The 24,092-nt window shown below is 31.9% G+C and carries 25 protein-coding genes; 9 read left to right on the top strand and 16 right to left on the bottom strand.

What is annotated here, in order from left to right; translation table 11 throughout:
• Positions 1-122 precede the first annotated feature (122 nt).
• From ACKTSU_RS04400 to ACKTSU_RS04375, 6 genes are all read left to right on the top strand, one after another.
• A complete protein-coding gene (locus ACKTSU_RS04400; protein ID WP_408035134.1) occupies positions 123-2,621 on the top strand; it encodes a DUF5916 domain-containing protein in 2,499 nt (832 codons plus the stop codon).
• 90 nt (positions 2,622-2,711) lie between these two features.
• Positions 2,712-3,374 carry an ABC transporter ATP-binding protein gene (locus ACKTSU_RS04395; protein ID WP_408035133.1) on the top strand — a complete coding sequence of 221 codons (663 nt, stop codon included), beginning with the start codon at positions 2,712-2,714 and terminating at the stop codon, positions 3,372-3,374.
• Between the two features lie 54 nt (positions 3,375-3,428).
• Positions 3,429-3,983: a CPBP family intramembrane glutamic endopeptidase gene (locus ACKTSU_RS04390; protein WP_408035132.1), complete on the top strand. Its 555-nt coding sequence runs from the start codon at positions 3,429-3,431 to the stop codon at positions 3,981-3,983.
• Between the two features lies 1 nt (position 3,984).
• Positions 3,985-4,749 carry a TIGR02757 family protein gene (locus ACKTSU_RS04385; RefSeq protein ID WP_408035131.1) on the top strand — a complete coding sequence of 255 codons (765 nt, stop codon included), beginning with the start codon at positions 3,985-3,987 and terminating at the stop codon, positions 4,747-4,749.
• Positions 4,750-4,780: 31 nt separating this feature from the next.
• Positions 4,781-5,338 (top strand): PAS domain-containing protein, encoded by a 558-nt coding sequence (locus tag ACKTSU_RS04380; RefSeq protein WP_408035130.1) that lies wholly within the window; start codon positions 4,781-4,783, stop codon positions 5,336-5,338.
• A gap of 17 nt (positions 5,339-5,355) precedes the next feature.
• Positions 5,356-5,739: a DUF6122 family protein gene (locus tag ACKTSU_RS04375; protein ID WP_408035129.1), complete on the top strand. Its 384-nt coding sequence runs from the start codon at positions 5,356-5,358 to the stop codon at positions 5,737-5,739.
• On the opposite strand, the gene ACKTSU_RS04370 is transcribed toward ACKTSU_RS04375, so the two are convergent.
• The 3 genes from ACKTSU_RS04370 to rimO form a co-directional block, all read right to left on the bottom strand.
• Positions 5,728-6,486, bottom strand: a complete 759-nt coding sequence (locus ACKTSU_RS04370) for a Dph6-related ATP pyrophosphatase (RefSeq protein ID WP_408035128.1) — start codon at positions 6,484-6,486, stop codon at positions 5,728-5,730. The two genes, ACKTSU_RS04375 and ACKTSU_RS04370, sit on opposite strands and share 12 nt — an antisense overlap.
• Before the next feature lie 67 nt (positions 6,487-6,553).
• Entirely contained in the window at positions 6,554-8,212 is a 1,659-nt protein-coding gene (locus ACKTSU_RS04365) for a hypothetical protein (protein ID WP_408035127.1), read from the bottom strand.
• Between the two features lie 158 nt (positions 8,213-8,370).
• On the bottom strand, positions 8,371-9,723 hold the full coding sequence (rimO, locus tag ACKTSU_RS04360) for a 30S ribosomal protein S12 methylthiotransferase RimO (RefSeq protein WP_408035126.1): 1,353 nt from the start codon (positions 9,721-9,723) through the stop codon (positions 8,371-8,373).
• 219 nt (positions 9,724-9,942) lie between these two features.
• Here rimO and ACKTSU_RS04355 point away from each other — a divergent pair, with 219 nt between their 5' ends.
• The gene (locus ACKTSU_RS04355) at positions 9,943-10,266 is read left to right on the top strand and encodes an HNH endonuclease (protein WP_408035125.1); all 324 of its coding nucleotides are present in this window, start codon (positions 9,943-9,945) and stop codon (positions 10,264-10,266) included.
• Positions 10,267-10,374: 108 nt separating this feature from the next.
• Here the strand turns inward: ACKTSU_RS04355 and ftsY are convergent, their stop codons facing one another.
• From ftsY to ACKTSU_RS04315, 8 genes are all read right to left on the bottom strand, one after another.
• Complete coding sequence (gene ftsY / locus ACKTSU_RS04350; protein WP_274633566.1) at positions 10,375-11,328, bottom strand: signal recognition particle-docking protein FtsY; 954 nt, start codon at positions 11,326-11,328, stop codon at positions 10,375-10,377.
• A 185-nt stretch (positions 11,329-11,513) separates the two neighbouring features.
• Positions 11,514-11,666 carry a DUF4295 domain-containing protein gene (locus ACKTSU_RS04345; protein WP_081728324.1) on the bottom strand — a complete coding sequence of 51 codons (153 nt, stop codon included), beginning with the start codon at positions 11,664-11,666 and terminating at the stop codon, positions 11,514-11,516.
• A gap of 27 nt (positions 11,667-11,693) precedes the next feature.
• Positions 11,694-11,876, bottom strand: coding sequence for a 50S ribosomal protein L33 (gene rpmG / locus ACKTSU_RS04340; RefSeq protein WP_013070733.1), 183 nt, complete (start codon positions 11,874-11,876; stop codon positions 11,694-11,696).
• Positions 11,877-11,903: 27 nt separating this feature from the next.
• A complete protein-coding gene (gene rpmB / locus ACKTSU_RS04335) occupies positions 11,904-12,143 on the bottom strand; it encodes a 50S ribosomal protein L28 (RefSeq protein WP_028893013.1) in 240 nt (79 codons plus the stop codon).
• Between the two features lie 165 nt (positions 12,144-12,308).
• On the bottom strand, positions 12,309-13,553 hold the full coding sequence (locus ACKTSU_RS04330) for a competence/damage-inducible protein A (RefSeq protein ID WP_408035124.1): 1,245 nt from the start codon (positions 13,551-13,553) through the stop codon (positions 12,309-12,311).
• Between the two features lie 41 nt (positions 13,554-13,594).
• Positions 13,595-14,203: a fumarylacetoacetate hydrolase family protein gene (locus ACKTSU_RS04325; protein ID WP_408035123.1), complete on the bottom strand. Its 609-nt coding sequence runs from the start codon at positions 14,201-14,203 to the stop codon at positions 13,595-13,597.
• Between the two features lie 7 nt (positions 14,204-14,210).
• Positions 14,211-14,507 carry a hypothetical protein gene (locus ACKTSU_RS04320; RefSeq protein ID WP_408035122.1) on the bottom strand — a complete coding sequence of 99 codons (297 nt, stop codon included), beginning with the start codon at positions 14,505-14,507 and terminating at the stop codon, positions 14,211-14,213.
• Between the two features lie 10 nt (positions 14,508-14,517).
• Positions 14,518-15,357 carry a 1,4-dihydroxy-2-naphthoyl-CoA synthase gene (locus ACKTSU_RS04315; protein ID WP_408035121.1) on the bottom strand — a complete coding sequence of 280 codons (840 nt, stop codon included), beginning with the start codon at positions 15,355-15,357 and terminating at the stop codon, positions 14,518-14,520.
• Positions 15,358-15,451: 94 nt separating this feature from the next.
• On the opposite strand from ACKTSU_RS04315, the gene ACKTSU_RS04310 reads away from it, so the two are divergent.
• Positions 15,452-16,690, top strand: coding sequence for an alpha/beta hydrolase-fold protein (locus ACKTSU_RS04310; protein WP_408035120.1), 1,239 nt, complete (start codon positions 15,452-15,454; stop codon positions 16,688-16,690).
• Position 16,691: 1 nt separating this feature from the next.
• Here ACKTSU_RS04310 and ACKTSU_RS04305 read toward each other — a convergent pair whose 3' ends face one another.
• From ACKTSU_RS04305 to ACKTSU_RS04290, 4 genes are all read right to left on the bottom strand, one after another.
• A complete protein-coding gene (locus ACKTSU_RS04305; protein WP_408035119.1) occupies positions 16,692-17,102 on the bottom strand; it encodes a S1 RNA-binding domain-containing protein in 411 nt (136 codons plus the stop codon).
• A gap of 3 nt (positions 17,103-17,105) precedes the next feature.
• The gene (gene menD, locus ACKTSU_RS04300; protein WP_408035118.1) at positions 17,106-18,758 is read right to left on the bottom strand and encodes a 2-succinyl-5-enolpyruvyl-6-hydroxy-3-cyclohexene-1-carboxylic-acid synthase; all 1,653 of its coding nucleotides are present in this window, start codon (positions 18,756-18,758) and stop codon (positions 17,106-17,108) included.
• 65 nt (positions 18,759-18,823) lie between these two features.
• A complete protein-coding gene (gene fsa / locus ACKTSU_RS04295) occupies positions 18,824-19,477 on the bottom strand; it encodes a fructose-6-phosphate aldolase (RefSeq protein WP_274633560.1) in 654 nt (217 codons plus the stop codon).
• A 122-nt stretch (positions 19,478-19,599) separates the two neighbouring features.
• Positions 19,600-20,400 carry an SDR family oxidoreductase gene (locus ACKTSU_RS04290; protein ID WP_408035117.1) on the bottom strand — a complete coding sequence of 267 codons (801 nt, stop codon included), beginning with the start codon at positions 20,398-20,400 and terminating at the stop codon, positions 19,600-19,602.
• Positions 20,401-20,491: 91 nt separating this feature from the next.
• On the opposite strand from ACKTSU_RS04290, the gene ACKTSU_RS04285 reads away from it, so the two are divergent.
• Positions 20,492-22,162, top strand: coding sequence for a M1 family metallopeptidase (locus tag ACKTSU_RS04285; protein WP_408035116.1), 1,671 nt, complete (start codon positions 20,492-20,494; stop codon positions 22,160-22,162).
• Between the two features lie 72 nt (positions 22,163-22,234).
• Here ACKTSU_RS04285 and ACKTSU_RS04280 read toward each other — a convergent pair whose 3' ends face one another.
• The gene (locus tag ACKTSU_RS04280) at positions 22,235-24,079 is read right to left on the bottom strand and encodes a DUF349 domain-containing protein (RefSeq protein ID WP_408035115.1); all 1,845 of its coding nucleotides are present in this window, start codon (positions 24,077-24,079) and stop codon (positions 22,235-22,237) included.
• Between the last annotated feature and the right edge of the window lie 13 nt (positions 24,080-24,092).

Genomic DNA, 24,092 nt, shown 5'->3' with positions numbered 1-24,092 from the left:
AACACTTACAATGTAACGTTCATTTTTTTAACAGGTCTTTATAGTAATTAACATGATTTTGTGATTTTACAATTTAAATCATAATAATTTAGCTAAACAACTAATTCTATCTCAAATCAACTATGCGTAAAATTTTAGCATTAATTGCTGTTTTTTTCTTTTTCATAGAAACAACTGCCGCTCAAACCGTAAACCAAAACAGAAAGAAACTAGATGTAATACGTGTAGAATCACCTCCAAAAATTGATGGAAAACTGGATGATGATGCATGGAAAAATGTTCCTGTAGCAAACAATTTTGTGATGATGCGCCCTGATAATGGCAAACCAGAACCCGATACGCATAAGACAGAAGTTAAACTAGTGTACAATGATGATGCTATTTACATCAGTGCTAAAATGTACGATCCTGAGCCATCAAAAATACCGGCTGAGTTTACTAACAGAGATAATATAGGTAATAGTGATTTCTTTTTAATAACTATTAACCCTAATGATGACGGACAAAACCCTTTTGAGTTCTTAGTTACTAGTTCTGGTGCGCAAGCAGACTCGAAAGTATCGAACGGAAACGAAGATTTTAATTGGAGTGCTGTTTGGGAAAGCGATATTAGCATGAATGATGATTCTTGGGTTGTTGAGATGAAAATTCCATACAGAGCTTTGCGATTTGCTAATGTTCCTGTGCAATCTTGGGGAATTAACTTCCACAGAAAAGTACTAAACTTAAACGCTCAATTTACTTGGAATCATATTGATAACCAACAAGGAAACTGGACTCAATATGATGGTTTGTATGAAAACTTCTCCAACATAAAACCTCCTACCCGATTAAATTTTTATCCATATGCATCAACAACTGTTACTACTTCAGATGGTAACACTGACTTTGATTGGAGTGTTGGTATGGACGTAAAATATGGTATTACTGAAAACTTTACTCTTGATGCAACCTTAATTCCTGATTTTGGTCAAGTAGGTTTTGACAATGTAACCTTAAACTTGGGGCCTTTTGAACAACAATTTACAGAACAGCGTCAGTTTTTTACTGAAGGAACCGAACTGTTCAGTAAAGGAAATTTATTCTATTCAAGAAGAATAGGTTCTCGACCTATCGATCAATTTGCTAATGAGCGTAAAAATGATGATGAATTTGTTGATGGTAAAAAGATTAATGATAAAGTAGTAGATGTTCCTGAAAAAGTTCAAATGCTTAATGCCATTAAAATATCTGGTAGAACCAAAGGCGGATTAGGTGTTGGTTTTTTTAATGCTATTACTGAAAAAACAGAAGCCACTGTTGAAAGAACCGAGCAAACAATTAACGGATTAGATACTATTAGTAATGTTAGTACTTATAAAACTACAGTAAACCCGTTTTCCAACTATAATATAATGGTTTTAGATCAGCAGTTTAATCAAAACTCATCGGTAACCTTAATTAACACCAACGTAACTCGTGATGGTCGATTTAGAGATGCCAATGTTACTGGATTATTATGGCATGTAGAAGACAAGAAAAGTAGATACAATATAGACGGGAGTTTTAAAATGAGTACTATTTCTGATGATGAAAAAAATCCTAATACGGGATATACTTTTGATACCAGTATAGGAAAACAATCAGGAAATTGGCGTGGAGAAATTGGATATAACTTCGAAAACAAAGACTACAACCCTAATGATATGGGGATTCTTTTTAGCAATAATGAACAAACCATTTATGGATTTGTTGGTTATCGTTTGTTAAAACCAAAGGGAATTTTCAATAATTATGGTGTTAACTTATATTACAATATCAACTATTTACACAATCCGGGAACCTATACAGGCACAAATGGAGGATTATCTTTTTGGGCAGACACTAAAAATAGATTTAGCTTTGGAGGAAATTTAAACTATCGCACCGAACGAAAGGATTTCTTTGAACCTAGAGAAGGAAGTACTAGCGGAATTTATTTTAAAAGACCTGAACAATTAAACATAAACCACTGGGGATCTAGTGACTACAGAAAAAAACTTGCTCTTGATTATGATTTCTGGTACACCTTTCATAGAGAAACCGTAAATGATATTAACCAAATGAGTTATGGTTTTGGAATAAGACCTAGATACCGATTCAATAATCAATTTTCTTTAATTTATGGTTTAAACTATAATAAGTATGAAAATCAATTTGGGTATGTAAATAACGATGACACTGCTATTTATTTCGGACAACGAGATTGGACTTCATACAACAACTCTTTAACTGGTAAATACACATTTAGCACAAAATCGGCAGTATCATTATCGTTTAGACACAACTGGAGTAAAGTTCCATATCAAAATCAATTTTACAGTTTAGACCAAACTAACGGAGAGCTAATTCAAAGTAGCTATCAAGGAGATCATGACAAAAACTTTAATAGCTGGAATTTAGACCTGAACTACCAATGGCAATTTGCTCCTGGTAGTCAATTAATTGCTTTTTATAGAAACTCTATCTTTGGTTCAAACAGTCATGCAAAACACAGTTTCTTTAAAAATTTAGATCGACTTTTTGATGAGAAACATCAACATACTTTTTCTGTTCGATTGGTGTATTTTATCGATTACAACAACATTAAAAACATATTTTAAAAGGGGAATTATTTATTGTTTGAAATCAGATAGGCTTTTAAAGTCTATCTGATTTCTTTTTTATACATTCGTTACTTTGAAAATTACCTCATGATTGTTGCTAAAAATATTCATAGACACTACGGAGATGTTGAAATCTTAAAAGGAGTAAATCTTCATATAAAAAAAGGAGAAATTGTTGCTATTGTTGGTCCGTCAGGAGCTGGAAAAACTACCTTGCTTCAAATTTTAGGCACCTTAGATAAACCTTTAAAAGATAAAAACTATGAATTACTTGTTAATGGAGTTTCAATCAAAAGTTTAAACGACAAAGAAGTTTCATCTTTCAGAAATAAACACATCGGGTTTATTTTTCAATTTCATCAGTTACTACCTGAATTTACAGCCTTAGAAAATGTTTGCATCCCAGCTTTTATTGGAGGAAAAGCAAAAGCTTCAACCGAAAAAAGGGCGAAAGAATTATTAGCTTTTTTAGGATTATCTCACAGAGAAAACCACAAACCTAATGAACTTTCTGGTGGTGAACAACAACGTGTAGCTGTTGCAAGAGCATTAATAAATGAGCCTTCTGTTATTTTTGCTGATGAACCATCAGGTAATCTTGATTCTACTTCAGCAAAAAACTTACACGAATTATTTTTTAAACTTCGTGATGAGTTTGGACAAACCTTTGTGTTAGTTACACACAACAAAGACTTAGCACTAATGGCCGATAGAACACTTACCATGAAAGACGGAATTATTATTGAATAATGTAACGTTTTTAAGTTTCTATATACCTATGTAGTATAAAATACACCTAAAACTATGCAAGAAACTTTTCACGAGCTTATCAACTATTTAAAAAATCCTATTTTAGAAAAAGATGACAATCAAGATACTTTGTATCGATTTCAAAAATTCTTACATCTTTTAATAATAAGTATATTAACTGCAATGGTTAGTTTAGCTTTAATAGGTCTTGTTGATAAACTTGGATTAGTTAATTTAGCTGAAGATCATAAAGCTGAAGAACTATTTAAGTCACTTCCTAAAATTGTAGTTTTTTTCTTAGCTGTTATTCTTGCTCCTTTACTCGAAGAAACTTTTTTTAGAGCCCCTCTTACAGCTTTTAAAAAAGGAAAACAATTTAGGATAGCTTTTTATCTCTTTGCTATTTTATTTGGGTTTGTACATATTACTAATTACCAAATTTCTACAAATGTATTATTACTATCTCCTATTTTAGTATTGCCTCAAACCTTATTAGGATTCTATTTAGGTTTTATTCGTGTTCGCTTTGGCTTACTTTGGGCAATGGCACTGCATGCTGTTTATAATGGGATTTTTGTAGGAGCTACTTTTTTAGGAGATTTAATGTAAGATGAACAAAAAAGAACTGAAAGATTTTTTAGACGAAAAGGTTATACAATATAATAATCCTGATTTTATTGATAGTGACCCTATTCAAATACCGCATCAATTTTCAGTAAAAGAAGATATTGAAATTGCTGGTTTTTTAGCAGCAACCATTGCTTGGGGAAATCGTAAAATGATTATTAACAACTCCCATAAAATGATGGATTTAATGGGGAATTCTCCGTACGATTTTATCATGAATCATTCTGAAGAAGACCTTGCTAATTTTGACGGATTCGTACACAGAACGTTTAATGCCGATGATTTTAAGTTTTTTGTTCAATCGTTAAAAAACATCTATCAAAATCATGGTGGATTAGAAACTGTTTTGCAACCAAAAAACAATGCTGATAATTACCAACACGCTATACATCATTTCAAACAAGTGTTTTTTGAAATTCCTCATCAACCAAGAACCTTAAAACATGTTTCTGACCCGTTAAAAGGATCAGCTTCAAAACGAATAAATATGTTTTTACGTTGGATGGTTCGAGACAATACAACTGGTGTCGACTTAGGTATTTGGCATACCCACTCAGCAGCTCATTTACATTGTCCCTTAGATGTTCATACAGGAAATATTGCTCGAAAACTTGGAATTCTTACTCGAAAACAAAATGATTGGAAAGCAATTCAAGAACTAGACTTAACTTTAAGAGATTTTGACGCTAAAGACCCCGTTAAATATGATTTTGCTTTATTTGGATTAGGAGTTTTTGAAAAGTTTTAATTTTTCCTAAAAAAGTATTTATTTAGTTGACATGAAAAATGACCTAACCAAAATGATGGCTTTAGACATTTATGCATCTAATTTAGAAGAAGAAAAGTATTCAGAAATTAACGCTGATCTTCAACCTTCTTCTAAAAAAAGTGTAAACCTTCTGAGCTGGGGAATTCAAGACTTGTTTTTTGAAAAAGAACTATTCAATGATCTTGACACCATAAAGACCTTCTCTGAGAACTTTAACTGGAAAGACAATGTTTCAACAGTTATAAAAGAGAACTATTATGAGTCTTTAGTTCTTACTAATATTGAGAAAAAAATACTTTGGGTAAGTAATGGTTTTACTAAAATGACAGGGTATAAAAAAGAATTTGCTTTAAACAAAACTCCACGTTTTTTACAAGGCGAAAAAACTACAGAAAATACTAGAAAAAGAATACAAACAAAACTTTCACAAGGTAAACCTTTTAAAGATGTAATCATCAATTACAGAAAAGACCAATCTACTTATAAGTGTGAATTACATATTATACCTCTACACAATAATAATTTAAAGATTACTCACTTTTTAGCCTTAGAAAAAGAAGTAGTTTAATCCTATAAGTTAAGTAAATGCAGACATTTATTCACTACTTTTTACATTTCGGATTTCCTGTTTTAATCGCTTTCTTCTTTTTTAGAAAAGATTGGATAAAAGTTGCTATAATACTACTAGCAACTATGCTGGTAGATTTAGATCACTTATTAGCAAGCCCTATATTTGATCCCAATCGATGTAGTTTTGGCTTTCATATACTCCACTCCTACTACGCAATTGGCTTCTATATTATTTTACTCTTTTTTAAAAGACCCTATAATATTATTGGTTTAGGACTTCTACTACATATGTTAACCGATTTTATCGATTGCTTGTTTATGTACAATGTATGTAATTCTTGCTTAGAAAATGCACCTGCTAAAGAATTACTAAAAACAGTAAGTAGTTTATTTTTTTAACTGTAAATCACAATACCAAAAACTTCTATCATAGTTTTTAATAGTAGTTTCTTCTGACTTCTTAGTTTTCTTTGAATCTTGATAACAGTTATCATCATCATTTGTATGTAAAGTGTACGATTTCAACACTTTTTCTCCTATTTCAAATTCTACTGGTTTCTTAAAAATAGGTCCATCATAGCAAAACGTATGAAACTCTCCATTCTCTCCACAAACATCAACTCCATCAGGTAGCTCATTAATAAAATCTTCATCAATAACTCTTCCTACAAACTCTTCACCTAATAATTTAGCATTCACGCAAACAGTAATCGTTTTAAATCCTAAAGCTAAAAACTCTCTAAGCAACTCTTTAGTGTCTTGTTTCCATAACGGATAAACACCAGTAATTCCAACCTCTTGTAATTTTGAATCACGATAAGCTCTTAAATCCTCTAAAAAAATATCACCAAAAATACCATTTACAAGTCCAGCTTCATTTAACTCCGCAGTTTTCTCCTTCATCTTTTGATTGTACAAATCCATGGTAACTTCTGCAGGAAAATATATTTTTTCTAAAGGAATCCCAATACTCTCTGCTTGTGCATCTAATAAATCCTCATGCAAACCATGCATTGAAACACGTTGATAATCTTGATTCACATTCGTAATCAACTTTTGCACATCGTATTCATTTTGTTGTACTATTTTATACAATGCTAATGATGAGTCTTTTCCTGAACTCCAGTTAAAATAGGCTTTTTTCATGTAGCAAATATGCATAAAAAAACCTGCTTTTAGCAGGTTTCCTATTATTTCATTGAAATCAGAAGTTTTAATTTTTATTTCCTGTAATTTCTTTTAATGTTTCTGTCATTTTTCTAGCATTCTCTATAGAAGTACAGTATATTTTTACAGTATTAACATAGTTTTTGATTTCTCCGTTTTTGTATGCCTTAATTATTTTTTCCTCATAATTTGTGACAAACTCAACTGAAATTTCTTTTCCTGAAACTTTCATTTCTACAGATTTAGAATCAATATCTTCCAGCTTAAACTCATAAATACTTTCTTCAGATTTTTTATCTGAAACTTTCATAGAAGTATATTTCACATCAGAGCTAGATAACGTTTCTACTTTTTGCTCATACTTAGTTTTTCCTAATGAAACCTCTTCTATTTGGGTTATAAATGCATCTACTGATCCAGATACTACTCTTTTTTTAGCTTCACATAACTTAACTAAATCTTTTATAACTTTTTCACCTACCAGCGCCTCTTCAAAAGAATTGAATATGATAGCTAGCTTGTTTGTATAATTTTGTAACTCTTTATCTTCTAAATGCTTTATGAATTTATTTTTAGCTATGGTATTTATTTCAACAACTACCTCTTTTCCCTTTACATTTATCTCAATATCCTGACTATTGACATCTATTAAATTCAACTCATATTCGTGATTTTCTTTCTTTTTGTCAGATTCTTTTACTTGATGAAAATTTAAAATACAAGCTCCTTCTAGCTTCTGTTCTATTTTTATTTTATTGGTAGTTATAGTGCTAACTTTTTGATTTAATAAATTAATTCCTTCTTGTAACGAAGTAACTTTAGGTAAACTTGCTGTAAATTTTTCTTCACTTAACGGAATAATATCCTTTAATACTTTTTGAAGATCTCTAGCGTTTTCAACACTTTGACAAACGATTTCTAAAGTGTTTGTGTAGTCATTATCACCATCTTCAATTACCTTAATCGCTTTTAATTTCCTTTTGGTTTCCACACTTAAAACAAAGTCACTTCCTTTATTTTTAAATTGAATTCCGTAAGGATTAATATTTGATAAATTAAATCTATATTCTTTCTCTTTTGATGATTTACTACTAATTTCCATTGTGTTTAACACTAAATCACCAGGATAACTATTAGAAATTTCTAAACTTTGCTCGTATTTTTCCTTTGAGCCTTCTACTGAAAAAACATTTTTCACTAACCAATTTAAACGACCGTTATAAGAATTTAACGACAAACGATTTTCTGTAATCTTATTTGAAATAGGAATCAATTCTTTTACCTTATCAACTATAGCTCTGGCGTTTTCTACATCTTGAGCAATCATCATCAATTCTTTATCATAACTCACTTTTTCAGCATCTTGAGTTACTTTAATCATTCGTTGATTTTGCTTTACAATGAGTTGTACCTGCAACACGTCTCCTTTCGTTTCATACCTAACCGTATTTACATCAATATCAGCAAAATTAAACTCGTAAAGTGTTTCGCTTGATTTTCCTTTCTTAGTTATTTCATTGACTTTAAAAGCTGCAACACCTGGTTCATCTGAAGTTATTGCTAATTTAAAAGTAGATTTACCTGTTTCTAAATCTTTAATGATTGATACTAATTCTTCTAGCTTATTTTTAAAATTTGAGGATTGGGAAAATGTTACTTGTGATAGTAAAAACATCACAAAGAAAATTTTACAAGAGGTTTTCATTTTATATTTTTTTTGGGTATGTAAACATAATATAATTTTAGAACTTATCTATTTTCAATTAATATGCACAATAAAAAACATATACAGATTTAGTTAACAATACATTAAAAACAAAAAAAACTGCTAAAAAGCAGTTTTTGGTTTTATATAAAGTTCTTTTATTTTCTCTTCTGATTTAAAAGAACTGGTCTTTCTTGTTTTACCACAGGCTTTCCATATAAGTCAAAATCTCCAGCATCGAAAATTTCTATATCAATAAACTCTCCTAACTTGATGTAATACTCACGAGCATCTACAATGACATCGTTATCTACATCTGGTGAGTCAAATTCAGTACGTCCGTAATAGTACTCTCCATCTTTTCTATCAAACAAACATTTGAATGTCTTTCCTATTTTTTCTTGATTCAATTCCCAAGAAATTTGCGATTGCACTTCCATGATTTCATTTACTCGTCTGAACTTAACATCTGCAGGTACATCATCTTCTAAAACATACGCTCCCGTATTTTCTTCATGAGAGTATTCAAAAGCTCCTAAACGTTCAAAACGCATCTCTTCTACCCAATCTTTCAACTCTTGGAATTGCTCTTCAGTTTCTCCTGGATATCCAACAATCAACGTTGTACGAATGGCCATATTTGGCACAGCCTCACGGAATTTGTGAATCAACGCAGTCGTTTTCTCATGTGTCGTACCACGCTTCATCGATTTTAAAATCTCAGTATTGATATGCTGTAACGGAATGTCTAAATAATTACAAACCTTTGGTTCGTTCTTCATCACTTCTAACACATCCATTGGGAAACCTGTTGGGAAAGCATAATGCAAACGAATCCACTCAATTCCGTCAACTTTTACCAATTCTTTAAGCAAATCTGCTAAAGCACGTTTTTTATAGATATCTAACCCATAATAGGTTAAATCTTGCGCTATTAGCATGATTTCTTTGATACCTTTTTCGGCTAACTTCGTCGCTTCTGTAACCAAATCTTCAATTGGAGTAGAAACATGTTTACCACGCATTAATGGAATGGCACAAAACGAACATGGTCGATCGCAACCTTCAGCTATTTTTAAATACGCATAATGATCTGGAGTTGTTGTTAAACGTTCTCCTATTAACTCATGCTTATAATCTGCTTCTAAAACTTTTAACAAGTTTGGTAAATCGTGTGTGCCAAAATACTGATCTACATTCGTGATTTCAGCTTCTAAATCTGGTTTGTAACGCTCACTTAAACAACCAGTAACAAATACTTTATCAACTTCACCTTCTTCTTTCTTTTGTGCGTAGTGTAAAATAGTCTCTACACTTTCTTCTTTAGCTTTACCAATAAAACCACACGTATTGATTACTACAATATTTCCTTCGTCATTTTCATCTTCATGAACCACCTCTTTACCATTGGCCTTTAACTGGCCCATTAACACTTCACTATCGTAAACGTTTTTAGAGCAACCTAAAGTAACTACGTTGATTTTGTTTTGTTTTGTTGTTTTAGTACGCATATTGTAAAAAAATTCGGAGTGCAAATATACGCTTTAATTCAGGTTTTTAGGTAGTTTAAACCCTTAAAATTAGTTTGATTCTTAACATATTTTTATTGAACTTCGTTATTATATAATTTAATTATTTGAAGTGACAGCTATCTTAAACATTGTGCTTAATAGGGCAATGAAACTAATTAAATGCAGAAGGTTAATAAACAAATTTTATAAAAAATTGACATGGGGAATAAATGGGGAATTCCAATTGAAGTAGAAAATTTAGTACTATCAAGAGATAAGTCTTGTGTTTATTGTGGAGTAACATTTTCTAACAACGACAACTCAAGAAAAACAAAACAATCTTGGGAACATATAGTAAACGATATAAGAATAAACAAAGCTAACAATATTGCCCTCTGCTGTATGTCTTGTAATGCAAGTAAAGGAGCTAAATTATTAGAAGATTGGCTGAATAGTGATTATTGTAAAAACAAAGGAATTACTAAAGATTCTGTAGCTTTAGTTATAAAAGAAGCCATTAAAAACCCTCCTGAGTTTAAATAAAAACTATACTCTACAACACCCACCTTGTAATAACAAACATAAAAAAAACTCCCAATTAGGGAGTTATATTTTATACTAAGATTCCTACCTACGTAGGAATTACACCTACTATTTAAAAAACGAATCTACAAATTCGTGTTTGTTAAACACTTGTAAATCGTCGATACCTTCTCCTACTCCGATATATTTCACAGGAATTTGAAATTGATCTGAAATACCAATAACCACTCCTCCTTTGGCAGTACCATCTAATTTGGTTACTGCTAATGAAGTTACTTCCGTTGCTTTGGTAAATTGTTTCGCCTGTTCAAAGGCATTTTGACCGGTAGAACCATCTAACACTAACAATACATCATGTGGTGCATCAGGTACTACTTTTTGCATTACTCGTTTAATCTTTGTCAGCTCATTCATTAAATTAACCTTATTATGTAAACGACCTGCGGTGTCAATAATAATTACATCTGCATCTTGATTAACTCCAGACTGTACCGTATCGAAAGCTACAGAAGCTGGATCAGAGCCCATTTCTTGACGTACAATTGGCACATCTGTTCTATCTGCCCAAACTTGTAATTGATCAATCGCAGCTGCTCTAAAAGTATCAGCAGCTCCTAAAACCACTTTTAAACCTTTCTTTTTAAATTGTGAAGCTAACTTACCAATCGTAGTTGTTTTACCTACTCCGTTTACTCCAACCACCATTAACACATACGGTTTCGTGTTTGCTGGAATCGTGAAATCAGTTTCATCACCAGTATTGGTTTCTGATAATAAACCTGCAATTTCTTCACGTAGAATTTGATTTAACTCATCAGTTCCCAAATACTTATCACGAGATACACGTTCCTCAATTCTATCAATAATTTTTAAGGTTGTTTCTACTCCTACATCAGACGACACGAGTACTTCTTCTAAATTATCTAACACATCATCATCTACCTTTGCTTTTCCTGCAACTGCTTTTGATAATTTAGAGAAAAAACTTGATTTGGTTTTTTCTAATCCTTTGTCTAAGGTTTCTTTTTTCTCTTTTGAGAAGATTTTCTTAAAAAAACTCATTGTTAAATTTTATAATCGCTATTATAGGTTAAAAACTATACCATTTAATTTATACGGTCAAATTGTCATTACATCGTTGTCTTTCTGATAAAACCTTAAGCTATGCTAAGGAGATTTGAGACTGTCAAATATAAAAAAAGCTACTCTCTAATGAAAGTAGCTTTTTTTTAAACTGTATACAAGAATTACTTTTTTGCAAAAAAGTCGTTTACTTGTGTTGGATCCATAATAGCTTCAACAAAAGTGTAAGCTCCTGATTTTGGAGACTTCACCATTTTGATAGCTTTGGTTAATCTTTTCGAACCTGTTTGTAACGTTGCTACTGATTTCTTTGCCATTTTAATTAAAGTTTACGCCGTAGCTAATTATTTAATTTCTTTATGAACTGTCATCTTCTTTAAGATTGGATTAAATTTCTTTAATTCCATTCTATCAGGAGTATTCTTTTTGTTCTTTGTTGTAATATAACGAGAAGTTCCTGGTTGTCCAGAAGCTTTGTGCTCAGTACACTCTAAAATTACTTGAACTCTGTTTCCTTTTTTTGCCATCTCTCTAAAATTTTATCTAGTAAGGAATTATTTAGTTAAGAAACCGTTAGCTCTTGCTTCTTTAATAACCGCAGAGATTCCTTTTTTATTAATATTTTTTAATGCAGAAGCAGATACTTTTAAAGTAATCCATTTATCTTCTTCTGGAATATAAAAACGCTTAGTCATTAAATTAGCGTTAAATCTTCTTTTAGTTCTATTTAAAGCGTGAGATACATTATTACCTACCATCGCTTTTTTTCCTGTTAATTCACAAACTCTAGACATCTTCTTGACAGTTTTTAGTGTTATTTCTAAACGAGGTGCAAATTTATGCAATTTAATTTATTGCACAAAAATATTCTCGATTAAATTTTAAATTATTTTAATCCATTCAAAACTTAGGTTCAGCATCTAACCTATTTGGAAGCGTAACGGGCGCAAAAATACTAATTATTTTAATATGATTGACTGTAAAAGTTCTAAAGATTTAGTTACCGTTCTATTGATTACTTTTTCTCTAGGTTGCCCAAAGTTAAACTCCTGTACTTCTACTCCGTTTTTACTAGCAATAGCAATATACACCAAGCCTATACTTTTATCATTATGATCGGTAGTTGGCCCTGCATTTCCTGTAACCGCTATAGCATAATCCGTTTGTAATTTATCTAAACATCCTTTTGCCATTGCTTCAGCAACCTCTTTACTTACTACAGTAAACTCATTAATTATTTCTTTTGAAACTCCTAATAATTGTTGTTTTAATGCTGCTGTATACGTTACAAACCCTCCCATGAAATAATTGGAAGCCCCTGAAACGGAAACAATAGTGGATGCAATTTTTCCTCCTGTCAAACTTTCAGCAGTTGAAACTGTTTTTCCATGTTGTTGTAACAACTTCCCTACTTCTTTTTCTAGTGAAGTTTCATTATCATCCCCAACTATAATCTCTGGAATTAGAGTATATAATGTTGCTACTTGCTTCTCCATCTCTTGTGCTAGCAATTCTTTATCATTTCCTTTAGCTGACAAACGCAAACGAACACTTCCAAAAGATGGCAAATAGGCTAGCTTGATAAAATCAGGTAAATTATCCTCCCATTCTGAAATTCTTTCAGCAATGATGGTTTCACCTGTACCTACCGTCATAATGGTTCTATGTAAAATAAAAGGCAACTTAAAAGTTGATTGAAGTCTTGGTAATACTTCATCTTTCATCAATCCTTTCATTTCATACGGAACTCCTGGTAGCGATACAAAAACCGTATTATTTTCATAAAACCACATTCCAGGTGCAGTTCCCAAACGATTCATTAATAAAGTTGCTTTAGAAGGAAGTTGTGCTTGATACTGCTGAATTTCATTAAACGGATGATTTACTTTCTTGAATAAATGTTTAATATGGTTGATTACCTCTGGATATTCAACAACCTTTTCATCTTGAAAATATTCAGCAATTGTTTTTTTAGTGATGTCATCTTTAGTAGGGCCTAATCCTCCAGTAATAATGACTATATCTGCTCTGCCTTCTGCTTCTTTCAATGCATTGAGTATATGTTGTTTTTCATCTTGGATAGAAGATATTTGATAAACTGAAACTCCAATTTTATTGAGTTCCTGCCCAATCCATTGTGAATTGGTATCCACTATTTGTCCGATAAGAATCTCATCTCCTATCGTTATAATTTCTGCATTCATTTAGTTATCTCTAAAAAAGAATCCCGCCGAAGCGGGATATTTTATTTTACTTTAATTTGAAAAGCTTGTTTTCCTTCAATAGCTCCTGTTAATATGTCGTTTTCTACTACTTTACCAACACCTGCTGGGGTACCTGTAAAAATAATATCTCCTTTTTTTAAGGTGAAATACTGCGACACATAGCTTACCAGCTCATCAATCTTCCATAACATATTAGACGTGTTTCCATCTTGAACCACTTCATCATTCTTTAACAATTGAAAAGAAATATTTTCTAAATCAAACTCTTCTTTCGGATAAAACTCGCCAACAATGGCACTGCCATCAAAAGCTTTGGCCTTTTCCCATGGCAATCCTTTTTCTTTACACTCAGCTTGTACATCTCGTGCAGTAAAATCAATTCCCAATCCGACTGTGTCATAGTATTTATGAGCAAATTTTGGAGAAATATGTTTTCCCACTTTATTTATTTTTACCAATACTTCTACCTCATAATGCACATCATTTGAAAATGGCGGAATAAAAAATGGCATTTTCTTCGGAAGAATAGCCGAATCTGGTTTTAAGAAAACCACAGGGTTCTCTGGCCTTTCATTCGCTAATTCTTCTATATGTTTTGCATAATTGCGACCAATACAAATTATTTTCATTTTTTAATTATGAATTATTTTTAACCTTATAAAGATATTCATTCTTAAACTCTGCGGAAATTCCTTTTAAACTTCCAGCAACTCCATTAATTTTAATTACTCTTTCATCTCCTTTTATCCATGTAATCTTTCCCATTTCATCAGAACATGGATAATTATCTCCTTTTGGAGCTAAATCAATCTTAAAAAGCAAAGAGTAATTCTCTTTATAAATAAACCTATCTCCTATCTTTAGATTTTTATCAGAGATTTTCTTAGATAATGAATATAAAGGTCTTATTATTTTTAACTCAGAGTAACTCATTATTTAAACCTTAAGGTATCCAAGTTTTTGGGAAGTTTGGCTTACGTTTTTCTAAAAACGCATCACGTCCTTCTTTAGCTTCATCTGTCATATAAGCTAAACGTGTTACTTCTCCTGCAAATACTTGTTGACCAACCATTCCATCATCTGTTAGGTTCATTGCAAACTTTAACATTTTTATTGAAGTTGGTGACTTTGCTAAGATTTCTTGTGCCCAACCAAAAGCTGTTTGCTCTAACTCATCATGAGGAATTACAGCATTTACCATTCCCATTTCATACGCTTCTTGCGCCGAGTAATTTCTCCCTAAGAAAAAGATTTCACGAGCTTTCTTTTGCCCCACCATTTTAGCTAAATATGCTGAACCATAACCTGCATCAAACGAAGTAACATCGGCATCGGTTTGTTTAAAAATCGCATGCTCTTTACTTGCCAAGGTTAAATCACAAGTTACGTGTAAACTATGTCCGCCACCTACTGCCCAACCAGGAACTACACAAATTACTGCCTTTGGCATAAAACGGATTAAACGTTGTACTTCTAAGATATTTAATCGGTGGTAACCATCTTCTCCTACATACCCTTGGTGTCCACGTGCATTTTGATCTCCTCCAGAACAAAAGCTCCAAACCCCGTCTTTGGTTGATGGTCCTTCTGCTGATAATAATACAACTCCAATATTGGTATCTTCATGCGCATCATGAAAAGCATCTAACAACTCAGATGTAGTTTTAGGACGAAATGCATTACGCACATTAGGTCTGTTAAATGCTATTCTTGCAACATTATGAGATTTTTTATAGGTAATATCTTCGTATTCTTTGGCAACTTTCCAATCTGGTTGTATCATAATTTTAAAATATTGTCGTTATTTAGATGTACAAAAATAACATAATAACTTTATTTTTCTTTTCTATATTTGAACGATATAATTTACCCCTAGTATGAAACAACTATATTTATTATTCGCCGTATTAATTAGCACTAACCTTTTTTCTCAAAAAATAATTTCTCAAAAAGTTAACTCTGAAGAATTAAGTGGAAGTAGAAATGTTAAAATTTATATTCCTCAAGGTTATGATATAGATAAAACCACTAATTACCCGTTAGCAATCGTATTAGGAGACGAGTACCTTTTTGATTTATATGTAGGAAACGCAAAACTGTATGCTAATGTAGATAAAGCTCCTAGACAAATTGTTGTTGGAATTGACATGAAAGATACGTACGGAAAAGATGTTTCAATAATACCTGCTAACAATGCTTTAACAACTTCCGGGGCACATTTTTTCAACTTTATAAAACACGAATTAATTCCTTTCATGGAAGGTAACTTTAGAACCTCTCCTTTTATGACAATTGTTGGTGAAGGTAAAGCTGCTAACTTTATAACTCATTACTTAAAAGATGAGCAACCTGTTTTTAACTCACTTATTTGCATTACCCCAGAGTTTCCTCAATTTGCTCCTGCTATTATAGAATCTTATTCTTTAAACAGATTAGGTTCTATAGATAACACTTACTTTTTATACACTAGTAATAACAAGAAATATATAGACTCTAAGCAATACAATTTGTTCAGTGAAATCAAAACATTAGTAACTTCTTACGAAGCTAAAAACTTACACGTTAATTTTGATGAATTCCCTAATGCTCCTAACCACCTAGCGGTTATTGCCGAAACAATCCCTAGGGCATTTAATCAAATGTTTGCCTTATATTCAAAAATCACTAAAGAGGAATTTGAAGCAAACGTTAAAGACTTAGCTCCGCTAGATGCTATTAAATATGTTGAGAAAAAATACTTAGATATTCAATATTTATATGGATCTAATTTAAATGTTCGTTTGGATGATATTTTTGTTATTGAAGATATCGTTATTGATAGACAAGATGGTGATTATCTTAGAGTTTTAGGTGACTTTGTTATGATAAAATATCCAGACTCACACATGGGGGATTTTTACATTGGTAAGTATTATGAGTTAGGAAAAGAATATGAAAAAGCAGATTTTTACTATAAAGCTGCTTACGGAAAAATGGATCCTTCAAACCCTAATGCTGATGCTTTTTATGAAAACATTAAACGTGTAAACGATTTAATGAAAACGGAAAAGAAAGAAAACCCTACTGAAGAAATAAACGAAAATGAAAATATAGAACAAGAAGATGGTCAAGAATAGGTTATTTTAACACTATTCTATCCTCTTCTAATTCTATCTTTTTGTCTTTATACAAACTGCCAATAGCTCTCTTGAATGCTTTTTTACTCATTTGTAAGTGAAATTTAATTGATTCGGGAGAGCTTTTATCTGTCAATAATAAAAAGCCTTTTTCTTCTAACTTTCGTAACACTTTATCTACATCAGAATCAATGACATTCTTAAAACCTTGTGGACGTAATGATACATCTATCTTTTCATCTTCACGTATCTTTTTTACGTAACCTACGGTACACATTCCTTCTTCTACATCGCTAAAAACCTCATTATTATACAACAACCCTTCATACGATTCATTAATTAAAACCGTATAACCTAAAGCTGTTTGAACTCCAATAACTAAATCTACCTTATCCCCTTCTTTTAATTCCATCTTTTATAAGTTTTTAAAATAGTTCTTTAAAACTACATCATTTATTTCTTTTGGAGTAAATATCTCCATTATTTTTGGTTGTTCAGTTTCTGTATAAAACTCATTTAATTCTTCATTCAACTCTTTTAAATCTGCTACCTGAACATATTCAAAGCCATACATTTTTGCCAAATGTTCTGCCGTTAAGTTATGAGGAGTTTCAAAATAATCTGCAGCATTCGTCTTCAATGGCCCAGGAATAAACCTAAAAATACCACCTCCTGCATTGTTTAATATTATGATTCTAAAATTCTTCGGAATATTGCTGTTCCACAAAGCATTACTATCATAAAAAAAGCTTAAATCTCCTGTAATAAACGTCGTTGGTTTCTCATCGGCAAATGCTGCACCAACAGCAGTACTTGTGCTACCATCTATACCACTTGTTCCTCTATTACAAAATACTCTTAAAGTTGAATTCACATCAAATAATTGAGAATATCGAATCGTTGAACTGTTACTAATTTGCAACTGTGATTCGTTAGGAAGTTTTTCTAAAATTGCTTCAAAGACTTTTAAATCTGAATACTCACAGTTTTGCATGTAAGCTCCGTGTTTATCGGCCCTTCTGCTCTTTTCTTCTAACCATTTTTGCTGATAATTACTTTCTACATTTTCGTTCGTTTCAAACAAGCTTGTTAAAAATTCAGCAGAATTAGTTTGTACAAATTCTGACAAACAATGATAAGTATCCATTGCTCCAAGCTCATCAATATGCCAATGATGTTTTGGAGGTGATTTTCGTAACAGCTGTTTAACCTTCTTTGAAATCACCATTCCTCCTAAAGTTACCAATATTTCAGGTTTAAATTCCTCAAACTCTTCAGAAGACAGAGGAAAAATTACCTTATCAATACTATTGATAAACTTCAGATGATAAACATTAGAAGTCGTTTCAGTTAAAATTATTACGGAATCATCTTCTGCATACCTCGATAAAACCTTTTGTAATTCAACATCTGGAAAACTACTTCCTACTAAAATCATTTTTCTAGTTGAAGCATTCCAAATTGAAGCTAATTTTTCTAAATCAAAAGATTTCTCGACTGCGCTAGAAATGACATCAAAAAAATCAAAAGGCTTTAGTTCCTCAACTGTTTCATATAAAGGCTCATCAAACGGAACATTGATATGTACTGGACCTTTTTGAGTGATAGCAGTTTGCATCGCTTTTGACAATAAGTCAGCGTTATTTTTTAACTGCTCATCTTCTTCAATCAAATTCGCTGAGAACAAAATATGATTTTCAAACACATTCTCTTGGCGAATGGTTTGTCCATCACCGATATCAATTAAATGTTTTGGTCTATCCGCAGAAATTACTATCAACGGAATCTGACTATAATATGCCTCAGCAATTGCTGGATAATAGTTTAATAAAGCCGAACCTGAAGAACATGTGATTACCACAGGTTTCTGAGTTTGTTGCGCTATTCCTAACGCAAAAAAAGCAGCACAACGCTCATCTACAACACTTAATGCATTTATTTTTGGATGATTTGAAAATCCGACAGTAAGTGGTGCGTTACGAGAACCTGGAGAAATAACTACAGTATCAACATCAAATTCATGACATGCAGTAATAACAAGTTGTGCGAGTTCCTTTTTTGGGTACATATCTTTTAAAAAATGAGATTCCCGCTTTCGCGGGAATGACAAAATACTAAAACCAACTTTGTTGGTTAGTTTCCTTTTTTATAATCTTCTAAAAACTTAGCTAAACCAATATCAGTTAATGGATGTTTTAATAATCCTTCAATTGCACTTAAAGGACCTGTCATAACATCGGCTCCTAATTTAGCACAATCGATAATGTGCATTGTGTGACGTACAGACGCCGCTAAGATTTGCGTATCAAATAAATAGTTATCATAAATTTGACGGATTTCTGAAATTAAATTCAATCCATCAGTAGAAATATCATCTAAACGACCAATAAATGGAGACACATAAGTTGCTCCTGCTTTTGCTGCTAATAATGCTTGACCAGCAGAAAACACTAAAGTTACATTGGTTTTAATTCCTTTATCAGAGAAATATTTACATGCTTTAACACCATCTGCAATCATTGGTAATTTTACCACAATTTGTGGATGTAATGCAGCTAACGCTTCTCCTTCCTTTATCATTCCATCAAAATCAGTAGAAATTACTTCAGCAGAAACATCTCCATCAACAATTTCGCAAATAGCTTTGTAGTGGTTAATAATGTTTTCTTCACCTGTAATTCCTTCTTTTGCCATTAATGAAGGATTGGTTGTTACTCCGTCTAAAATACCTAAAGCTTGAGCTTCTCTAATTTGGTCTAAGTTAGCCGTGTCAATAAAAAATTTCATCTTATATATATTTATCTAGTTGTGTTCAAATTTTATATTTAAAGGTCTTAAACCTTTATGAAACAAGAGTTAAAAATATCTTTACAAATACTATTTACCCCCTACTTTAATCCTTTGCGAATTTACAACTTATAATGATTCATTAAGAGTTTTTCGTAAACTTTATCAGGCAATACTCTTTTTAAAACTATCGAGAATTTTTCCATAAATCCACCCACTTTATAATGAATCTTTGGATTTTTATTTTCTATAATTTGATGAATTGCTTTCGCCATTAGTATTGGATCTGCACCAGAATCAACATGGGCATCCATCAACGCTAAGTTTTCAGCATATTTTTCTTTGTAAGCAGAGTTTTCAAAAACCGGCGTATGGTATCTTCCTGCCGCAATATTCGTAGCAAAATCACCAGGAGCCACATTTACTACTTTAATTCCGAAGCTTTTTACCTCCATACTCAATGCTTCTGTAACCAATTCTAAAGCTCCTTTACTCGAAGAGTAAATTCCTCTAAAAGGTAATCCCATATAACCAGCAATCGATGTAGTATTAATAATCATTCCAGATTTCTGCTCGCGCATATAAGGCAACACTGCTTTAATCACATCAATAACCCCGAAGAAATTCGTATTAAAATTCTCTTTCATCTCTTCTGTCGGTGTATCTTCAATAGGGCCAGTAATTCCTTTTCCTGCATTATTAATCAACACATCAATTTTTCCTGCTTTCATTACTACTTCTAATACCGCATTTTTAATTGACTCTTCATTTGTAACATCTAAAGCTACCATTTGAAATGGCACATTAACCTTATCGGGGTTTCTGCTTGTTCCAAACACCGTATATCCTTTGTCATGCAGATATAAAGCGATAGATTTCCCTATTCCTGAAGAAGCTCCTGTAATGAAAACTGTTTTTGACATGCTTGTAATTTTAAGCAAATATCTTAAAGTTAGTTCCAATAAAAAAACTTTAAAACTTATCTTAGCGTTTTATCTCTCAAGAACAAACACTATGTATAAAAAAACATTTTCCTTATCTGTTTTTATGACATCTTTGGCTTTTTTAATTGCTGGATGCTCTTCTACAACCGCTCAAAAAAGCACTTCATTATTTTCAAAAAGTGAAACATTTACACGTCAAGATTCTTTACGAGGATCTATTACACCAGAAAGATCTTGGTGGGACTTAACCTACTATCATTTGAATGTTACTGTTAATCCTGATAAAAAATTCATTGAAGGAAAAAACACAGTGCAATACAAAGTTTTAAAACCTCATCAAGTTTTACAGATTGACTTACAATCTCCTTTAAAGATTACTAAAGTTACCCAAAACAATAAAGAATTAAAAGTTGTTTCTGAAGGAAATGCGCATTTCATTCAGTTACAAGATTCTCAAAAAACAGGAGAAATTCAATCAATTGATGTTTATTACGAAGGAAACCCTAAAGAAGCAATTAGAGCTCCTTGGGACGGAGGTTTTTCTTGGAAAAAAGACAATAACGGAAACCATTTTGTTGCTACTTCTTGCCAAGGTTTAGGTGCCAGTGTTTGGTGGCCTAACAAAGACCACATGTACGATGAAGTAGATAGTATGGCAATTAGTGTTCGCATACCTAAAAACTTAATGGATGTTTCTAACGGTCGCTTACGCAATATTGAACAACACAATGACAACACAACTACGTACCACTGGTTTGTAGACAACCCTATTAACAACTACGGAGTAAATGTAAACATTGGAGATTATGTTCACTTTTCTGAGAAATACCAAGGAGAAGATGGTGAATTAGACATGAACTATTATGTACTTCGAGATAATTTAGAAAAAGCAAAAGAGCAATTTAAAGATGCTCCTAAAATGATGAAAGCTTTTGAACATTGGTTTGGTAAATACCCTTTTTATGAAGATGGATTTAAGCTTGTAGAAGTTCCATATTTAGGAATGGAACATCAAAGTTCTGTAACTTACGGAAACCAATACAAAAATGGGTATTTAGGTAGAGATTTATCAGGAACTGGTTGGGGATTAAAGTTTGACTTTATCATCATCCATGAAGCAGGTCATGAATGGTTTGCCAACAACATTACTAATGTAGATATTGCTGACATGTGGATTCATGAGAGTTTTACTGCCTATTCTGAAAACTTATTTTTAGATTATTACTACGGAAAAAAAGCTGCTTCGGAATATGTTATAGGAACTCGTGATGCTATTCAAAATGACAAACCAATTATAGGTCATTATGATGTTAATAACGAAGGTTCTGGCGACATGTATTACAAAGGAGCTAACATGTTGCACACCATTCGTCAACTAATAAATGACGATGGAAAATGGCGACAAATTTTACGCGGATTAAACTCAAACTTCTATCATCAAACAGTTACCACTCAAGAAATTGAAAAATATATGATTGAAAAATCAGGAATTGATTTAAGCAAAATTTTTGACCAATACTTACGTACGGTTGATATTCCTGAGTTTGAATACCATATTGAAAACAATAAAATAAAATATCGTTGGACTAATGTTGTTGAGGGATTTAATATGCCTTTACGAATAACTGTTAACGGAAAGTCTGAATTATTAAATCCGACAGAAGACTGGCAAACAAAACCGATGAAAGGAAATTCTATTGAAATTGACGAAAACTTTTATGTGTATTCCAAATCTGTTTAACAACAGTTATATAAAATAAAAAACTCGAATCAATTTGATTCGAGTTTATTTTTTTTGTAAAATTACATCAGATTAGTAATCTAATCTTTTTAAGTAATCTAGCTTTTCTTGCCAAAGGTCTAATTGGTCTTTGAAATCTTGGATTCCTTTACGTACATTTTGAACTAAAGGATTATCTTCTGTAGCGTTAGAAATAAAGCTTAAGTTATTCTCTAATTGCTGCATTTCTCTTACAGTTTCATCAATCTTCTTACGAATAAAGAATTGCTCGCTATCTAGCTTTCTGTAATCTTCTTGTGATAAATATGAATCTACTACATTCTTAAACTTCATCATTTCAACATCTACTCTATTCAGATCCAATTTTTCTAAATGCGCATCCATTGCCTTGTTGAATTTCTCGTCTAAATGACGAGCATTTCTAGGTAAAGCTCCTAAATCCCTCCACTCTCCTAACACTCTTTCAACATCTTCTTCTGTTTTAATGTCTTGAGATTTTACTTGCTCAATATAATCTTTCTTAGCTTCTACAGTAGCTAATTGTTCTTTGTTTTGCTCATTTTTTAAAGCGTGTAACCTATCAAAATAGTGATTACAAGCATTTTTAAAACGTTTCCAAATATCATCAGAAAATTTTCTAGGCACGTGTCCTATCTTTTTCCAGTCTGATTGAATACGCTTCATGGTATTGGTTGTTTCACTCCAGTCTTCACTATCTTTTAAACTTTCAGCAAGCTCAACCAATTCCATTTTTCTTTTTAAGTTATCATTCTGCGCACTTTTTTCATTTTTATAAAAAGCATTTTTCGCAGTATTAAACTTTTTAGTTGCAGCTTTAAACTCTTGCCAAACAGCTTCACTTTTACTATAAGGAAGTTTTCCTATATCGAAGTATTTCTTACGTAGTTTTTCTATTTCTACTATACTCTTTTGCCAATCGTTATGCGTTTTATTTTTAGAAGTATCGTAAGCTTTAATTTCAGCTGCTACCGCCAATTTAATATCAATCATTTCTTGATATTTTGATTTCAACTCTCTAAAATACTGATGACGCTTATCGTGTATTTTCTTGGTAGCTTCACTAAACTTACCCCAAACTTCTTCTCTATTTTCTTTTGCAACAGGTCCTACTTCTTCCTTCCATAAACGGTGTAATTCTTGCAACTCTTTAAAAGCTACATTTACATCCTCAATATCATTTAAAGCCTCTGCTCTTTCAATTAATCGTAGCTTTTCTTCTAAATTATGTTTAAAGTCAAGCTCTCTAAAATCTTTATTTAGGTGTAATAAATCGTAAAAACGCTCTACGTGATGGTGATAGGTTCTCCAAGTATCATTATACTTTGTTTTAGGAACTGGACCAATACTCTTCCAACGATTTTGAATTTCTTGAAAATCGTTATACATCGTTTTAGGATCAGCGTTTTCGATTAAATTCTTTAACTCTTCAATTAAATTATTTCTTCTTTCTAAATTCTCTTTTAGTTGCTTTTCTAATTGAGAATAATACGCATCTCTTTTGGTTTTATATTCACCAAGTAATTTGTTGTACTCTGTTTTAACAGGACTAGAAAACTGAAAATCAATAGAATTACCCCCTTCTGCTAAAAAAGCTTCTTTTTTATTAGCAAGTAAAGCTCCAAACTTTGAGTTGAATGCTGTTTTTAAAGCATCTACATTTGATTTTAATTGTTGAACAGGATGATCTTTTAACAACTTTTTTAGTTCATCAACCAATTTTTCTAATTCCATCGAATCATAATCAAGCATTGGAATTTCGTGCTTTTCATCTGCCTTTTCAGATTCATTAGCCACTTCATTTTCTACTTCATTAACTGCGTTTTCAGTTTCCTTACTTGCGTTGATTTGTTCTTCTGTTACTGGGTTTTCTACTTTCTCTTCGTTATTTTCTAACATATCTACAATGTTT

The sequence above is a fragment of the Tenacibaculum aestuarii genome (assembly GCF_964510395.1).
In the GTDB taxonomy this organism is placed as follows: domain Bacteria; phylum Bacteroidota; class Bacteroidia; order Flavobacteriales; family Flavobacteriaceae; genus Polaribacter; species Polaribacter aestuarii.
The sequence above is the reverse complement of the archived record's forward strand: the minus strand, read 5'-3'. Positions and strand labels throughout refer to the sequence as shown.

Excerpts from the sequence above, each read along its gene's own strand:
- fsa (WP_274633560.1), bottom strand. The coding sequence starts at position 19,477 with ATGAAATTTTTTATTGACACGGCTAACTTAGACCAAATTAGAGAAGCT.
- ACKTSU_RS04315 (WP_408035121.1), bottom strand. The coding sequence starts at position 15,357 with ATGATACAACCAGATTGGAAAGTTGCCAAAGAATACGAAGATATTACC.
- ACKTSU_RS04365 (WP_408035127.1), bottom strand. The coding sequence starts at position 8,212 with ATGAAAACCTCTTGTAAAATTTTCTTTGTGATGTTTTTACTATCACAA.
- ACKTSU_RS04330 (WP_408035124.1), bottom strand. The coding sequence starts at position 13,553 with ATGAATGCAGAAATTATAACGATAGGAGATGAGATTCTTATCGGACAA.
- ACKTSU_RS04290 (WP_408035117.1), bottom strand. The coding sequence starts at position 20,400 with ATGTCAAAAACAGTTTTCATTACAGGAGCTTCTTCAGGAATAGGGAAA.
- ACKTSU_RS04400 (WP_408035134.1), top strand. The coding sequence starts at position 123 with ATGCGTAAAATTTTAGCATTAATTGCTGTTTTTTTCTTTTTCATAGAA.
- ACKTSU_RS04280 (WP_408035115.1), bottom strand. The coding sequence starts at position 24,079 with ATGTTAGAAAATAACGAAGAGAAAGTAGAAAACCCAGTAACAGAAGAA.
- ACKTSU_RS04285 (WP_408035116.1), top strand. The coding sequence starts at position 20,492 with ATGTATAAAAAAACATTTTCCTTATCTGTTTTTATGACATCTTTGGCT.
- rpmB (WP_028893013.1), bottom strand. The coding sequence starts at position 12,143 with ATGTCTAGAGTTTGTGAATTAACAGGAAAAAAAGCGATGGTAGGTAAT.
- ACKTSU_RS04345 (WP_081728324.1), bottom strand. The coding sequence starts at position 11,666 with ATGGCAAAGAAATCAGTAGCAACGTTACAAACAGGTTCGAAAAGATTA.
- ACKTSU_RS04370 (WP_408035128.1), bottom strand. The coding sequence starts at position 6,486 with ATGAAAAAAGCCTATTTTAACTGGAGTTCAGGAAAAGACTCATCATTA.
- ACKTSU_RS04390 (WP_408035132.1), top strand. The coding sequence starts at position 3,429 with ATGCAAGAAACTTTTCACGAGCTTATCAACTATTTAAAAAATCCTATT.
- ACKTSU_RS04385 (WP_408035131.1), top strand. The coding sequence starts at position 3,985 with ATGAACAAAAAAGAACTGAAAGATTTTTTAGACGAAAAGGTTATACAA.
- rimO (WP_408035126.1), bottom strand. The coding sequence starts at position 9,723 with ATGCGTACTAAAACAACAAAACAAAACAAAATCAACGTAGTTACTTTA.
- ACKTSU_RS04325 (WP_408035123.1), bottom strand. The coding sequence starts at position 14,203 with ATGAAAATAATTTGTATTGGTCGCAATTATGCAAAACATATAGAAGAA.
- menD (WP_408035118.1), bottom strand. The coding sequence starts at position 18,758 with ATGTACCCAAAAAAGGAACTCGCACAACTTGTTATTACTGCATGTCAT.
- rpmG (WP_013070733.1), bottom strand. The coding sequence starts at position 11,876 with ATGGCAAAAAAAGGAAACAGAGTTCAAGTAATTTTAGAGTGTACTGAG.
- ACKTSU_RS04320 (WP_408035122.1), bottom strand. The coding sequence starts at position 14,507 with ATGAGTTACTCTGAGTTAAAAATAATAAGACCTTTATATTCATTATCT.
- ACKTSU_RS04305 (WP_408035119.1), bottom strand. The coding sequence starts at position 17,102 with ATGGAATTAAAAGAAGGGGATAAGGTAGATTTAGTTATTGGAGTTCAA.
- ACKTSU_RS04310 (WP_408035120.1), top strand. The coding sequence starts at position 15,452 with ATGAAACAACTATATTTATTATTCGCCGTATTAATTAGCACTAACCTT.
- ACKTSU_RS04395 (WP_408035133.1), top strand. The coding sequence starts at position 2,712 with ATGATTGTTGCTAAAAATATTCATAGACACTACGGAGATGTTGAAATC.
- ACKTSU_RS04375 (WP_408035129.1), top strand. The coding sequence starts at position 5,356 with ATGCAGACATTTATTCACTACTTTTTACATTTCGGATTTCCTGTTTTA.
- ACKTSU_RS04380 (WP_408035130.1), top strand. The coding sequence starts at position 4,781 with ATGAAAAATGACCTAACCAAAATGATGGCTTTAGACATTTATGCATCT.
- ACKTSU_RS04355 (WP_408035125.1), top strand. The coding sequence starts at position 9,943 with ATGGGGAATAAATGGGGAATTCCAATTGAAGTAGAAAATTTAGTACTA.
- ftsY (WP_274633566.1), bottom strand. The coding sequence starts at position 11,328 with ATGAGTTTTTTTAAGAAAATCTTCTCAAAAGAGAAAAAAGAAACCTTA.